Source organism: Wolbachia endosymbiont (group B) of Aricia artaxerxes (assembly GCF_964026975.1).
Taxonomy (GTDB): Bacteria; Pseudomonadota; Alphaproteobacteria; order Rickettsiales; family Anaplasmataceae; genus Wolbachia.
The window spans coordinates 309331-323515 of record NZ_OZ034718.1; the positions used below are offsets into that span (position 1 = coordinate 309331).

Annotated in this window: 13 protein-coding genes; 6 read left to right on the forward strand and 7 right to left on the reverse strand. The window is 34.1% G+C overall.

What is annotated here, in order from left to right:
- Positions 1-13: 13 nt before the first annotated feature.
- Positions 14-973, forward strand: coding sequence for an IS5 family transposase (locus tag AAGE00_RS01425; RefSeq protein WP_341815149.1), 960 nt, complete (start codon positions 14-16; stop codon positions 971-973).
- Between the two features lie 31 nt (positions 974-1004).
- Complete coding sequence (locus AAGE00_RS01430) at positions 1005-2339, forward strand: recombinase family protein (RefSeq protein ID WP_341815297.1); 1335 nt, start codon at positions 1005-1007, stop codon at positions 2337-2339.
- Here the strand turns inward: AAGE00_RS01430 and AAGE00_RS01435 are convergent.
- Both AAGE00_RS01435 and AAGE00_RS01440 read right to left on the reverse strand, forming a co-directional pair.
- Positions 2256-2870, reverse strand: a complete 615-nt coding sequence (locus tag AAGE00_RS01435; RefSeq protein ID WP_341815298.1) for a RadC family protein — start codon at positions 2868-2870, stop codon at positions 2256-2258. The two genes, AAGE00_RS01430 and AAGE00_RS01435, sit on opposite strands and share 84 nt — an antisense overlap.
- Positions 2863-4593 (reverse strand): recombinase family protein, encoded by a 1731-nt coding sequence (locus AAGE00_RS01440; RefSeq protein WP_341815299.1) that lies wholly within the window; start codon positions 4591-4593, stop codon positions 2863-2865. Before AAGE00_RS01440 ends, AAGE00_RS01435 begins: the two co-directional genes overlap by 8 nt.
- 344 nt (positions 4594-4937) lie before the next feature.
- On the opposite strand from AAGE00_RS01440, the gene AAGE00_RS01445 reads away from it, so the two are divergent.
- Entirely contained in the window at positions 4938-6134 is a 1197-nt protein-coding gene (locus AAGE00_RS01445) for a hypothetical protein (protein ID WP_264377181.1), read from the forward strand.
- Positions 6100-7209, forward strand: coding sequence for a hypothetical protein (locus AAGE00_RS01450; RefSeq protein ID WP_341815287.1), 1110 nt, complete (start codon positions 6100-6102; stop codon positions 7207-7209). Before AAGE00_RS01445 ends, AAGE00_RS01450 begins: the two co-directional genes overlap by 35 nt.
- 12 nt (positions 7210-7221) lie before the next feature.
- Here the strand turns inward: AAGE00_RS01450 and AAGE00_RS01455 are convergent, their stop codons facing one another.
- The 5 genes from AAGE00_RS01455 to AAGE00_RS01475 are packed head-to-tail and all read right to left on the reverse strand — an operon-like array spanning position 7222 to position 12339.
- Positions 7222-9237 (reverse strand): AAA family ATPase, encoded by a 2016-nt coding sequence (locus tag AAGE00_RS01455; protein WP_341815288.1) that lies wholly within the window; start codon positions 9235-9237, stop codon positions 7222-7224.
- A 22-nt stretch (positions 9238-9259) separates the two neighbouring features.
- Positions 9260-10492: an AAA family ATPase gene (locus AAGE00_RS01460; protein WP_341815289.1), complete on the reverse strand. Its 1233-nt coding sequence runs from the start codon at positions 10490-10492 to the stop codon at positions 9260-9262.
- Positions 10489-10977 (reverse strand): hypothetical protein, encoded by a 489-nt coding sequence (locus AAGE00_RS01465; RefSeq protein ID WP_265015119.1) that lies wholly within the window; start codon positions 10975-10977, stop codon positions 10489-10491. The genes AAGE00_RS01460 and AAGE00_RS01465 overlap by 4 nt, the downstream gene beginning before the upstream one ends.
- A 23-nt stretch (positions 10978-11000) precedes the next feature.
- Complete coding sequence (locus AAGE00_RS01470; RefSeq protein WP_265015120.1) at positions 11001-11798, reverse strand: ATP-binding protein; 798 nt, start codon at positions 11796-11798, stop codon at positions 11001-11003.
- Positions 11799-11847: 49 nt separating this feature from the next.
- The gene (locus AAGE00_RS01475) at positions 11848-12339 is read right to left on the reverse strand and encodes a sigma-70 family RNA polymerase sigma factor (protein WP_341815290.1); all 492 of its coding nucleotides are present in this window, start codon (positions 12337-12339) and stop codon (positions 11848-11850) included.
- 762 nt (positions 12340-13101) lie between these two features.
- Here AAGE00_RS01475 and AAGE00_RS01480 point away from each other — a divergent pair.
- Together AAGE00_RS01480 and AAGE00_RS01485 are read left to right on the forward strand one after the other, a co-directional pair.
- Complete coding sequence (locus AAGE00_RS01480; RefSeq protein ID WP_265015122.1) at positions 13102-13572, forward strand: Holliday junction resolvase; 471 nt, start codon at positions 13102-13104, stop codon at positions 13570-13572.
- Between the two features lie 131 nt (positions 13573-13703).
- Positions 13704-14174, forward strand: coding sequence for a hypothetical protein (locus tag AAGE00_RS01485; RefSeq protein ID WP_264376886.1), 471 nt, complete (start codon positions 13704-13706; stop codon positions 14172-14174).
- Positions 14175-14185 lie beyond the last annotated feature (11 nt).

The window sequence follows — 14185 nt, forward strand, 5'->3', positions numbered from 1 at the left end:
ACAAGTACAACTTATGCCACAAAAAATGAGAGTAAGTAACCAAAGAGAATATAACGAGTTTCTCAAAAAAAGAGGAAATGTTTTTCATTTTGTTAATCAAGCCATAGAAAATTGGTATGAAAATAGTCCAAAAGTTGCAGGTGGCAATAACACTTATAGTGATAAAGTTGTAATTTTAATACACATAATAGTTCATCTTTTTAGAATTGGCTTGAGACAAGCTGTAGGTTTTGTAAAAGGTTATATGGTACAAATAGGCAAAAAACTTAAGATTATCAGCTATACACAAGCTTCCAGAAGATTTAAAAAGCTTAATTTGAAGATTGATGACCATAGAAGCAATAAAGATGATCTGGAAAATGTTGAAATTGCCGTAGATAGCACTAGAGTTAGTATCTACAATAATAACGGTGGGCATAGTAAGCTTAATATTCGAAAAAGAAAATACAGTGGTTATGGTCAAGTAAGAAAATTACATGTTGTTTTAAACATAAATGATAAGAAAGCAATAAGCATGAACTACACTAGTGGTGTTGCTGTAGACTATTTGCCGGTCTGCGATATGTTAGAAGAAGTCAGTGATAAATATAACATTTGTTCTATTCGAGCAGATGCGGCTTATGATATAAAAAGTGTGTATAAAGAATGCAGAAAATACAATATTGTGCCTATTATTCGCCCTAGGAAGGATACTAAAATTTGTTTAGCTGACTACTTATCAGAAAGAAACAAGTATATTAGTAGAATTAGGTCATATGAGAATTATGAAGATGGTATTAATGAATGGAAGAAAAAAGTTAAGTATGGAGCACGGTCTTATATTGAAGTCTTTTTCTATAGGTTGAAGCAAATATTTGGGTTTGGCTTGAAAAATAAATCAGAGGTAAATCGTGAAAAAGAGCTGTTAATTAAGTGCTACTTATTGAACAAATTTACTGATATAGGTATGGCTGAATTTAAATTAGCTGCGTAAATTCACTGTGATTTACATGCCTATCAGTGCTATGCAACAAAGCCACCCAGAATCTCAATTACTGTTACAAATGCAAGGTATGATAGCAGAATATGAACGTGCGAAAATTATGGAACGAAGTCGTCGTGGTAAAATCTATGCAGCTAACAAAGGCTATGTAAATGTAATGGGAGGAGCTCCTTATGGTTATCGTTATATAGATAAGCATATGGGAGGAGGACAAGCTTTATTTGAGATTAACGAAAAAGAAGCTGATGTCGTTCGTAAAGTATTTTTGTGGATAGGCAGAGAAAGAACAAGTATTGGGGAAGTATGTCGTCGGCTAAATACTATGTCCATTAAGACACAAAAAGGAAAAGAACGCTGGAATAAAGGTACAATTTGGAGTATGTTGAAAAACCCTGCTTACAAAGGACAAGCAGCTTTTGGTAGAAGAAGGTTAGGAGTAAGATTAAAGCAAGTAAGACCACAGAAAGGCTCTTGTGAGCAGCCAAAAAGTAACCACTCTGTCTATCCTGTTGAAAAAGCAAATTGGATTTATATTAAAGTGCCAAATATAGTAGATGAAGATATATTTGATATTGTTCAAGAACAATTAGCTGAAAATAGAAAAGTAGCAAGGACAAGAAAAAGAGGAGCAAAGTACTTACTACAAGGTTTAGTCATATGTAAGCGTTGTAATTACGGATGTTACGGAACTTGCATGAGAAGTAGACGAGAAGAAGAAGGTGGTCATTATGCATATTACCGTTGTAGTGGTAAAGATTCTTACCGTTTTGGTGGTAATAAGATTTGTGACAATAAACCCATTCGCTCAGATGCATTAGAAACAGCTGTGTGGGAAGAGGTTAAGCAGTTATTGAAAAATCCAAACAGGATTTTAGAAGAATACAAGCGTAGGCTTTCAGAACTAAAAAAATCATCATTGGATCAAAAAAGTGACCTGCTAGAGAAACAAGAAAATAAATTAAAACGTGGTATTGCTAGACTTATCGATAGTTATGCTCAAGAATATATCAATCAAGAGGAATTTGAACCACGAATTAAAGCAATGAAACAAAGCTTAAAAACAATTAAAGAAGAGAAGAAAAAGATATTTTATCAAAAGGAATTAGAACAGGAGGTAACTCTGGTTGTGGCCAATTTAGAAGACTTTTCTTCCAATATTACGTTAAACCTTGATAACGCAGACTGGTTAACTAAACGTGATATTATCAGAACATTGGTCAAGAGAATTGAAATTAACCTTGAGGACGTAAATGTGGTATTTCGCGTAAAAGAGCTACCGAACTCTTCTGGACATAATGGAAAGGAAAATAAAAATTTGCAACATTGTCGTAGGTGTATTATCCTCATCCTCCTTTGATGGTTCTATATCTCCGCTTGGATGATTATGTGAAATTGCAACAGATGATGCGTCAATCAGTAATCCCTGTTTTATTATTGCCCTCACATATAGAGGTACTCTATCTATAGTTCCACAATCTTGAATATACTCATATATTAAATGACCACTTCGATCTAAGTATACCACTCGTAAGCTTTCTTTTCGTGACTGCCCTATTGCTGCTTTAAAGTATTTTAATAGCTCTTCTCTATTATCAAGAATCGACAGCTTTTTTAACTTACCTTTCAATATCCTATCAAAAATCTCTTTCAGACAAAAGATATTTGCTATTGCTCCATCATTCATTCCTGTAACATTTTTTAGTTCATGAAAGTCAGCATTAATTACCCTTCCTAAACTACTAAAGAGCTCCATTAACTTTTTGGCAACTTCTCTTCCTTCTGTGTATGCAGATAGATTACGTTCCAGTAGCTCATGGTCAAGCAAAGACCTACCTCTGCTTGATAGAATACGAGTTTCTAATTTCTCTTTTCTCTCACTATTATTCATAAAAACCTCCAAGATCAACATTATATACAAATTCAACGCCAGCTTTCTGACGCAGTAGTTCTCGAGGAATAACCCTTTTGAACTCTAAATTTGCAATGTTGTCCTTGTTGCTTTGACTGCTAGTACAACATTGCATAATTCTATTATGGCTATTTTGATCAAAATTTGCAAGATTTTTTATGCGAAATACTATATATAGGTGATTGTGGTTGATTTCAATTTGATGAATTAACATTCTAATAATATTTTGCTTAGTCTGCCAATCTACCAGATCAAGTTTTGACTCAACGCTTGAGGAAAAGTTTTTCAAGCTATCTGTAACAAGGCTCAATTCTTGTTGTAACTTCTTTTGATCGAGTGTTCTTTCTTTCTCTTCTTCAATTTCTTTCAAATGTTGTTTCATTGTTGTGATTCTTGGTTCAAATTCTTCTTGGCTTATAAACCCTTTGGCATAGCTATCAATAAATTTTTTGATACTTAATCTTAGCTTACTTTCTTGCTTTTCACGTGTTTGATTATGTAAAGGTTTTTTGTTCTCTGACAATCTACGTTGATATTCATTTGCAATCCTATCTGGCTCTTTCAAGATACTCTTGACTTCTTCCCATATAACTCCATCTAATACATCAGTGCGTATTGATTTATTATCGCAGATTTTATTGCCATTGAATTTGCTAGAGTTTGTACCAGAGCAACGATAGTAATAATATGTCGACTTTTTATGAACGTGGTTTGTACCACAATAAGTATATTGACAACGTTGGCATACCATTAAACCTTGTAATAAATATGTTTCTCTTCTTTGCCTTACTCTTGCTCTTTGTCTATTTTCAGCTAATTGTGTTTGCACTGAATCAAATAAATTTTCATTGATTATTTTTGGTACTGGAATATAAGTCCAATTCTCTTTATCACTGTTAAAGCGACCACTTTTAAGTTTACCACAAGTTCCTTTTTTTGACTTTTTTACTTGTGGTTTTGAGCATGTCCTAGTTTTACCATAAGCTGCTTGTCCTATATAAGCAGGATTTTTTAACATGTTCCAAATAGTGCTCCTTTTCCAATACCTTTTTCCTGTTCGTGTTATTACCGGTATCTTATTCAGTTTATGTACAACTTCTCCTATACTTGCTCTTTCTTGGCCAACCCAACTAAATATTTTACGCACTATATTTGCCTCTTCTTCATCAACCTCAAATTTAGCACTTCCTTCACCTACGTGTTTTGCTATGTAGCGATAACCGTAAGGCGCCCTACCCATCACACTTATACACCCAGCTTTGGCCGCATGAAGTTTACCTCTACGGTTTCGTTCCATAATCTTTGCACGTTCATACTCTGCTATTGCTCCCTGAATCTGTAGAAATAAATGGGAATCAGGATTATCATCAAACTTATGATTCAAAAATACTATTTCAGATCCAGCCTTTTTAAACTCTTCGAGTAAGATCATTTGATATGAAAATTTACGTGATAGCCGATCAGGTGAATGAATGTATATCTTATCAATCTTACCTTCTGCTACTCTATCACGTAAACTCTCTAAGCCAGGACGTTCTAAGTTTGATCCACTGTAGCCATTATCGATGAACCTATGCTCATCTAATAACTCATGTCCATCGCTACTAATGCGACGCTCCAATTCTACAATCTGACTCTCTATCGTATTCTCTTGTGCTTGTTGTCTTGATGAAACTCTTGCATACAAGCTTACGGTTGTCATTTTCTTTCACCTCCTTAGTTCTATATTTCAATAATTGTTCATAAGCATCTGCCAAATATGTACCCGCTAACCTATGAGGTTCATAACGGCAATAAATAGTTAAATCCCCTTTTTGCATGTTTTTCTTCCTGTGAATTTTCCAATAGGTTGGGAGAATTCTTATCAACAGCTAAAAGAAAACTTTTACCATTTTAGACTAAACCAATGGATACCTTATTCAAGGTAGCTGTCTAGTTCACACAAATTCTCCCTAATAAATATACAAGATTTGAAAAAATTATGTCCAAAAAATCTTTGCTTAAATTATCATATTATATATTATGATATAGCTTATTTAAAGTATCATGAATGTTTATCCAAGTAATGAATTCTGGGAGAGTGATTTAGAAGTTCCTGTTAACCTCTTACTAGAACGTTTTCAGGATTCTAATGTACGTCAATCTTGGTTAGATTCCCTTTCTGGTAAACAACTTAGCATCATTTTTCAGCATTGCTTTAAAAATCATTTAAATGGGCAACTTTTTCAGGACGGAAATTATGACGATAGATCCACTCAACAAAAACGTAAGATACTTACCAGTTACTCTGACTCTCTTTTTGACTATTATCTCATTAGCTACTTTGATCGTACAAAACTTGAGGCTACAGTTAGTGAAGTAGCAAGATTTGCTCTGACTGAGAAGTTAATGAGATCGTACCTGGTAAAAAACAATACCAAGTATGATAAAAGATCCTTATTGTTTTTACTATTTCACATAAATTGTGAACTTCTAAAATCTGTCTATCATTTTGATAAAGTACAAAAGAAAGGTTTCGTATCATTTGCTTTACAGAAATCACCAAGACAAATACATACTTCATTTAAGGAATTTATGTCACGAGAAGCCGTAGAGCAGATACTTAAGGATGATGACCAGTTGCAGGGTTTTTTCCATCATCAAGATCGAATATATATGTTTGTACGTCGAGGAAGTGACATGGATTTACTGCTTAATTCAAACAAAGTTGTTCATGGTCATAAACCTGAGTGGATGATTTTAGACTTTTCTCTTGATGGCACTCAGGTTAATCTCTGTGCTAAAAATACTAACAAGGCTGTGGAAATAGCAAATAGCATTGTAAGTGGGTATTTTGACTGCGAATGTACTTTTGTAAGTATACAAGATAAGAACTTTCCATTACAAGTGAACAAATTTCTTCAAGCATGTATAGATGGTTCTGACTCTGACATTTGTATATTTGAGTTAAATTTTAAGTCAGATTATTTTAAAAATAGTAATACATATCTTACTTTGAGTGTAAAGCCATATGATCCTATTGCACCAGAGTTACATATTTTAAAGCCAGCTATTGGCAACATACTACAATCTATTCAATCAGCTAAAGTAATGTTCCAAAACAAAAAGGTAACATTTTCTTTCAAAATAAGTGGGGAAGTTTATTATTCAGAGCATCCACTCAATAAAAAAGAAAGAGAGGACCTGAAGAAACATATGGAACAATCTTATGGTCTTAAAATTCTTTCACGAGCAAATTGCTGATCTTTTAAGTTCAAATAGTTCTTGGGTAAATCCAAGCCAAAATCATATTAAAGCAGCAAGATACTTATTTGATCTTGGATGGATAAAAATGCAAGAAAGGTATTATATTGTTTGTTCTCGTGAGGAAGATCGTCTTGATTGGCCAAATGTAGTTGATCCAAGTTGTAGTAATGAGATTTTTATTGATTCAGACTTTGATGAAGCATGTGATGACGCTATTTGTGAAAACTGTTCTCGTCATATTTTACCTAACACTTATCAAAAACAGAGATTTCATCTCTTATCCATATACTTAAATACAGAAAAGGTCATAGACTGGTTTGAAACAAAGTTGAATGATTCAAGACTTATGTGGGAAAAAGTGGAACAAGGAGTTTATTATATTTGTAATCAAGGTCGTATTGTAAATCTAATAATCCTTGATTTTTGTACTGATGCGATATTTTTAACTATAGATAAACTTAGAGTCCACCCTACAGTTCTCATCACTCTAAAAAAAGATATACCAAATCTATTACTGAATCTATATGTAGTGCCAATGGTGAAACTGTTTTGTCAGCTTAAGACTGTAACTGAGATATTCCGAGAGGCAGCTAAAAGAGGAGTAGCAAAGGTAGTAGAAAATACTTCTTTGCAAGTTTTACCAGCTTCATATATTTCGCTTAAACGTGTTGAACCAATTATACCAACAAAGCTTTTGGAGTTACAGGTAGTTAAAGGTATGGTATATGTTAATAGTATTGAAGTTATAAATAAAAAAGCTGCATCATGTCTTAATATTTTTCGAATATTATTTAGGCAATTTTTACATGACTGTGAGAAAGAATTACCACCTGAAAAACATACACTTCTCAATATTAATCAGTTAGAAAAACTCTTGGGACTTAGTTTAGAAGCAGATTTAGAACATCAAATCAGAAAACCATTAAATAAAATGCAAAGAACAATCAAAGCTACGCTTGCTGAGAAATTAGGATTAAGTATTGAACGTGATGATGTAATACAAACCCTTGGTTGGCAAAGATCATCATATGGTTATCGTATTAACCCTTTTACTTTGACTATAAAAAAATAGAATTTCCTGATTTTAAAAATTTTCAGCTCCATGAGTAAATTTTCCAACTCCACGTGCAAATGGTCCTGTTTTTACATCAAGCCATTTATCTTCTTTTGAACCATTAGCCATTCCTTTAACTATTTGCTTTGCTTGTAAAAGCTCTTGAACTATACGCTCTAGTCTATCCCTTCCCATACTATGAAAAACTTCAGGCAGTCTATGCCGTTGTTTATGTATTCCTGCACTTCCTGTATGAGTAAATGGATGTCCTGAAATAGCAGCTCGCGCAATTGAATCAATAAGATATATTTTAAGATCCTTATTACTAGTATTTTGAGCTTTTAATTGTTCAGTAATGTCTTCCAATAGTCCTGTTTCTTCATTTCTTAGGTAAGTGCGTATGGTACGATCAGCAAGGCCATTTGCTTTAACAACTGCTCCATAAAATAGTGCATTTTGTCTTGGGATTTTTCCAATTGACCTAAAAATCATCGGTTTAGTTATATCCTCAACAGGCCAAAAAGCAAAAGAACACCTGACTCCATTTACGAGAGCAGAAGTACCTCGAATAGCATCTCGTGCTTGCTCTACTGTTGATATAGGCTTTTCTCCCTTCAGCTTTCTCATATGATGTGCAGTAATTATTGAAGCTCCAGTGCTACATGCTAAATCAGATAATAAACACATGAGATAATCCCCTACTGCTGGGTCAGCATTTAAATCTGCATGAATGAAAGAAGCAAGGGGATCAAATATAATGAGCTTTAAATCCTTTATCCTGCTCAGCTGCTTCATTACAGACTCAAATTCTGGAGATATTTCTACAACTTTACCGCGAACATTCTTAAGTATGGCAAAAGATCCTCCTATATTTGGCAGTGGTACAATAAATAGCCTATCTTTATATTTTAATCTTTCACATTTGGGATCAAGTCGTTCTAAGCGACGATGTATTTCATTTGTATCATCTTCTGCAGAAAATACCACCACAGATCCATGTTCAGTAACAAGTGGACCAAATCCGCATACCTGATCTATGCTACCCGCAACCTTGAGGGCTAGGTCAAGAAGTAGCATACCTTTACCAGTATCACCCATTGCAGCCAAAATAGATGTTACACCCAAAGGAAATAACCCTTCAACAAGAAATCTTTGCTTTGGTACTGGACCTACAAAACGCTCTACACTCCAGCTGAAAATATCGAGCGGTGGTTTAATAATTATTTTTCTTGAGTTTTTTTCTATGAAGTCAAAAATATCTATATTCTCTTGTACAGCATCAGCAGCATCCCAACTCCTTGGCTTATCCGGTGGAATCTTAAGCGTAGCAAGTGATGCAACACCAAGTTCTAAAAGTCTCTTTTCAGCGTTTTTGGTATATTTATTACCTGCTTCATCGTTGTCTGGCCAAATGATAACATGTTTACCTCTAAGCGGAGTCCAATCTGTTCTATCAATAGGCGCATTTGCTCCAAACATTGCTGTTGTTGCAGTTATTCCTTTCTCTATAAGTGCTTCTGCGCATTTTTCTCCTTCAACCAGAACAACTTTATCGGACCTTAAAATACCTGGAATGTTGTATAGTGGCCTTATTTCTGGCTCTTTGAACCTTTGTTTTTTAACATCAAATGGTTTAAATTGTTTTTTCTCTAAAGGAGGATCATAACGATAGACTATTACAATCAATTGGTTATTTTCATCGTAGTAGTTCCAACTACAAGTTAAGTACTGTTCTAAATTTCTCTGTTCTTTGAAGTTGGTTTTTCCAAGCCATTCACTTATTGAGAGCATTACTTCAGGAAACTCTATTCTCGCATTCTTCCCGTGTACCGTTGCCCAAAGATCAATAATGTCACCACCTTCTCCCGTTGCAAAATCTTTCCATAATCCGGCTCTTTCGCCTGTTAACTCTATTACAGTACTTTTGCCCTTGTTACCCTGTACATCACCTACATAAAACTTATCACCACGAAATGTCCCTCTTGGTAAAAGATGAAAAAGACAAGATCTGATGTTTTGCAAAAGCTGAGTTTTTAGCTCTAGCATAGTGTCGGTTTTTGTGGATAAATTAAGCCGTAGCTATAATTTTAGAGTTCTGCCAACGCCCATTTACTCTGCTAATGAATTTTGCTGGTATTGATTTACCGTTTCTTAGCTCATATACTACTTGCAAGATATTTGCACGTTTATTTGGTTGAAACATTACCATACCAGATGTATAAAAACTTCTTAAAGCATTAGCACCAATTAAAGCTTGAAAAGGACTTTTTGCGAGTGTAGCTGTGGATACTTTTCTGGTATGACGTGTAATAATTATTCCAGCCATAGGATTAATTATAGAACGTAATTTTTCTATTCTGCTTTGCAGGCCAGAAAATATATTTTCATAGTCAAGAGAATCCAAAACGATAAGGTCTATCATTTTGATATCAAACTTTTCTTTTATAATATCTTTTATTTTCTCTATACCTTCATCATTTAAAATTAATCTCATCTTTGTAGTAATAATCAAGTTTTCTTCTGCTAGATTTGGCAGTCTTTGATTAGTTATGATTTGTTGTATGCGTTCCCTGATATAATTGTACTCCATCTCATTTTGCAGATAGACTATTTTTAGTGGCCTTGCTGACTTCATCTTAAGAAACGACACTCCTGCTGCAAGATGTGCAAGCAAAGAGAGAAGAAAATAACTTTTGCCAACCTTTGGAGTACCACCAATGACTAAAAGACCACCTGGAGTGAGAATTCGTGGAGCTATTATATCTTCTGGTATTGGTGATTGATCATTTAAGTACTGCTTTACAGAAAATATTTTTTCTTCTCTTTTCCCCCCTTTTTTTTCTCCACTCTTTGATTTTTTATTGAGCCACTTTCTAGCAGAATATATATCACCCTTAATTAAAATCCAAAGATCAATAATATCACCACCAGTTCCTTCAGTAAAATTACGCCAATCACCAGCTTCCTTACCTACTATTTTAACTGTAATTGTATTTCCATTTAAGTCTCCAATATAAGTTTTTTCTCGGTAAAACTCACCATTTGGAAGTAGGTAAGAAAGGCACTCCTTGATATTATCAATTAATAATGCTTTTATCTTTTCTTGCTTTTTAGACATAAAACTCCCATACATATTTTCCATACGTGTAAAGTTGAGATTAGCTAGCTCACAAACAGTTTCAAAAGATTTTGAATTCAGCCAATTAATTGCTTCTTCTCTTAGCTTTGGGTTTTTTCCTACTGCGTCCTGAATACCTCTAGTAACGACAGCAGACCAAAGCTTTTCCTCGTCGTACTTCAAAATGGTATTCTGTCAATTTCATAATTTTTACGGTATTCCGGAGTAACTATTGAAGCAATTTTGTTCTTTTCTCCATATTCATCAGTTATAACACCTACCTTTACTGTAAACTCTAACCCATTTAATTCTGCAACTGAATTTAGCTTACGAGCAAGGATTGCACCTTCTGAGTTATCATGTGGATGAATGTCACGTGCTGATTCCAAGATACTGCGAAGCATAGAGCGACCCATTTCTCCCCAAGTATCTTCTGCTTTATTACTTTTAATACCAATTATTTGGTAAATCTTGTGCTTTTCATATAGACCTTCAATAACGGTAAATTCTGTATTTAAATAAATGCTACCGGTAGTAGGGCTTTTAGTAAACCAATGCTCATAACCTCCAGGCTTGATTGTCATTTTTACCTTTACTATTGTACCTTTAGGTATTAGTCTACTTTGCGGTTTTACAGTGTTAAAATCAGTTAATAGGTTTTGTAACATATATCACTCTCCATGTTTAAATTTTAAAACTTGCTTTTAATCTTTGTAAGCAGCTTGCCTAAATGCGGTTCTTCAACCATACTCAGGCGTCCACTACGGTCTTTAGCTGGGTATCCCCAAGGGTTTAAAGTGTGGCAAACAAAAGAGCGTTTCTCCGTTCCATCATCTTTCTTGATTCCAACCATACTGATTACTTCGTCAACTATTCCAGGAATTTCACTAGCAGTTTTAGCCCCTTCGCATTGAGGTAGCCAAGTTGGACGATTGCAGTCATCGAGATATTGACCTAAAGTGCCAACTATGATGATGTCTTTGTCTCTGATGTGTTGAAACTGATTGAGCCAAGCCATCATCTCCTGAGCAAGTAATCCATAGGCAGCTCTCATGTCCTGTTTTCCTGATCTCTCAGAAAAAGCTTCAGGTTGCATTTTTGCCCATAAAAGACATAAACGTGAAGCAACGGTTATACTATCTACAAAAATGCATCGGTATTTAGAAAACTCAGAAAAAAGATCTTTGTACTTACGAGATACATGTTCATGGTGTCTTTGGCTATATGCTTGATCAGACTTCAGCGCAGGATTAGATCCCCCTATAAGACAAGCAATATCTCTAGCTTCATTCCAAGTGCGAAGACTAATTGAATCTCCCTGCCAATCTTGAACAGCAAGAAGCCCTGCTTCAAAATCAAGGCAAAGTGTTGGTTCATCTATAGTCTTTAGTAGACTTGTTTTACCAATACCATAAGGACCAAAGATGACCATCTTTACACTTGATATTGTTTGCAATCTTTCATTATTATTCAAAATTTTAAGAATCATTATTTATCCATGCTACGATGTATATATACAAGAAAGGCAAAAATTTTGTTCAATTTTTCTTTTTGCCTTCGTAGTAAATAGAAGAAAGTTTGGCACGTATCTTCTTGATAATATTGTTTAAAGTGGTTCTTGAAACGTTGTTCATTTTGGCAACTTCATGTAAGTTGAAAAATTTAAGTTGCTCACATATATTTTGCCATTCCTTTGGTAAAACCGAGATCATATAGTCTACATCAATGCGTTTTGTTATTTCACTCTCAAGTAGCTCTGTTACATCGATACTAATATAGTTATTGATATCGCGTTTTGCACATCGCTGTTTCTTTAGCAAGTTAATAGCTTTGTTTTCAGTTAATCTTGCTACGAAAGTGTTAAAGCTACTTTTATCTTCATCATATTGATCAAGACATGGCCAAATTTCACAGAAGAGTTCTTGCTCAAGATCTTCGTGAGCTTCATTAATAAAGCACTTAGCAAGTTTCAGTCTATAAGCTTGATATTTTACATTTTTAATAACTATATGGTAGTTTTGTAATTTCATAACTTTCCTTAAAAACAAATTGATGCTTTTAAGGATGAGAGTTATTAATGCCGTTATGTAGGACAGGAGCAAAAATAAATAATACTGATGCGATTTTTAATCTATTGATATTCTGTTATTTTTTTTTGAGAATAATACCGGTGCAATTTAAAATAATACAGTTCAGGTTTTTGGAACCTATTTTGAATGGATTTCAAAGAATGGGTAGCTCAGACTTCCTAAAATTATATTAAAAATATATAAGAATTTCATATTTTGAAATTCAATATCACCTAAAGAGCTAAAAATGTGGATTTCGCTATTAAAAGAATAGCTTAAATTTTTAAGAGGAAAATACTTGAAAAGTATGCTCTCTATAACCTTAAGTTCCGTTCCTAATTACTGGCTTCCTAAATCAGGAATTAGGAATCTAGAATTAGCCTGTATGGTGGGTTTTCACCATGCGTTCCTAAAACCGTTCCTAGGAACGGCATATCTGAAGTCCGCCAATATGGAGGGTTCCAGCTTCCTAAAACCCTTATATATAATATATATATAATACATATATAAAAATATACACATATATAAAAACATATAAAATATAAGATTTAGAATAATAAAAAAAACTCTAAAAGTAGAAAAATCATATTTAGGGTAAGTAAGGTTTTTAAATAAACATCTTCAAGAAAGAGTTAATTATAAAAAATTTTTCAAAAATTGAAGATTTTTTGGACGAAAATTTTCCAAATCTTGTATATATATGTACTCAGCAATTGAAAGGAAATGCTCACCCTAGATCTTGGCAAACAAACTGGTTGGACTATTTTACATGATGGAATAGTACAAAGTGGAAGTAAGAGTTTTCATGTTAGCAGGTTTAGTGGTGGTGGAATGCAGTTTTTAAATTTTCGTAATTGGCTTAATGCACTTAAGTATAAATTTCCAGGTATTGAAGTTGTGTACTTTGAAGAAGTGAGAAGACACTTGGGAACTGATGCTTCACATATCTATGGAGGGTTTTTAGCACATCTTTCTGCTTGGTGTGAAGAACATCATATGCCATACAAAGGTGTATCTGTGAAAACTATCAAACGCTTTATAACAGGCAAAGGCAATGCAAGTAAAGCTGATGTAATTGAAGCAGTACAGGAAAAGGGTTTCTGTCCAACAGATGATAATGAAGCAGATTCTTTAGCTTTAATGTTCTATGTTATGAATTTCAGTAAAGATTTTAATACATTAAAAGTATCATAAAAAGTGGGTCCTTTCGGCCAGGCTGAAGGATTTGGTGGTCCCGACCTCGGGCCTTCTTTAGCGTTAGACATATTTCAAATGTTAACTACTTACGAAATTATAGCTGAGCAGTGCTAAAAAGGAGAAAAAAAGTGAGAATTACGCAAGCAGAATGGGCAAGGGAAAAAGGGTTTTCGAGGCAATATGTCTGTTCTTTAGTAAAAAAAGGAATAGTTGAGCTGGAAGATGGACTTATTGACCGAGAACAAGCAAATGAAGCGGTAGCAGCAATAAGAGATCCAAGTCAACCACTGAGGAGAAAAGAGCGCGGAGAAACACTTTCAACGATATTGCTAAAAACGCGAATAAAAAATGAAACCGAGCGTGGTAAACTTTTGGAAGCTAAAGTGAAAGCTGAAGTAGGCAAATTTGTGTCAATTGAAGAGGTAAAAACTGAAGCATTTAACGTCGCTAGAGTTGTTCGTAATAATTTGCTTAATATTCCAAATAGAGTTTCAGCGCTGCTTGCATCACTGAGTGACACTGAAAAGATTCATATGGCGCTAACTGAAGAGATTACAAACTCACTCGAAGAATTATCTAACACTAAATTTCAAATATAAAAAGATTTTGA

Excerpts from the sequence above, each read along its gene's own strand:
- AAGE00_RS01455 (WP_341815288.1), bottom strand. The coding sequence starts at position 9,237 with ATGCTAGAGCTAAAAACTCAGCTTTTGCAAAACATCAGATCTTGTCTT.
- AAGE00_RS01475 (WP_341815290.1), bottom strand. The coding sequence starts at position 12,339 with ATGAAATTACAAAACTACCATATAGTTATTAAAAATGTAAAATATCAA.
- AAGE00_RS01430 (WP_341815297.1), top strand. The coding sequence starts at position 1,005 with ATGCAACAAAGCCACCCAGAATCTCAATTACTGTTACAAATGCAAGGT.
- AAGE00_RS01450 (WP_341815287.1), top strand. The coding sequence starts at position 6,100 with ATGGTCTTAAAATTCTTTCACGAGCAAATTGCTGATCTTTTAAGTTCA.
- AAGE00_RS01470 (WP_265015120.1), bottom strand. The coding sequence starts at position 11,798 with ATGATTCTTAAAATTTTGAATAATAATGAAAGATTGCAAACAATATCA.
- AAGE00_RS01445 (WP_264377181.1), top strand. The coding sequence starts at position 4,938 with ATGAATGTTTATCCAAGTAATGAATTCTGGGAGAGTGATTTAGAAGTT.
- AAGE00_RS01440 (WP_341815299.1), bottom strand. The coding sequence starts at position 4,593 with ATGACAACCGTAAGCTTGTATGCAAGAGTTTCATCAAGACAACAAGCA.
- AAGE00_RS01480 (WP_265015122.1), top strand. The coding sequence starts at position 13,102 with ATGCTCACCCTAGATCTTGGCAAACAAACTGGTTGGACTATTTTACAT.
- AAGE00_RS01425 (WP_341815149.1), top strand. The coding sequence starts at position 14 with ATGCCACAAAAAATGAGAGTAAGTAACCAAAGAGAATATAACGAGTTT.
- AAGE00_RS01435 (WP_341815298.1), bottom strand. The coding sequence starts at position 2,870 with ATGAATAATAGTGAGAGAAAAGAGAAATTAGAAACTCGTATTCTATCA.
- AAGE00_RS01465 (WP_265015119.1), bottom strand. The coding sequence starts at position 10,977 with ATGTTACAAAACCTATTAACTGATTTTAACACTGTAAAACCGCAAAGT.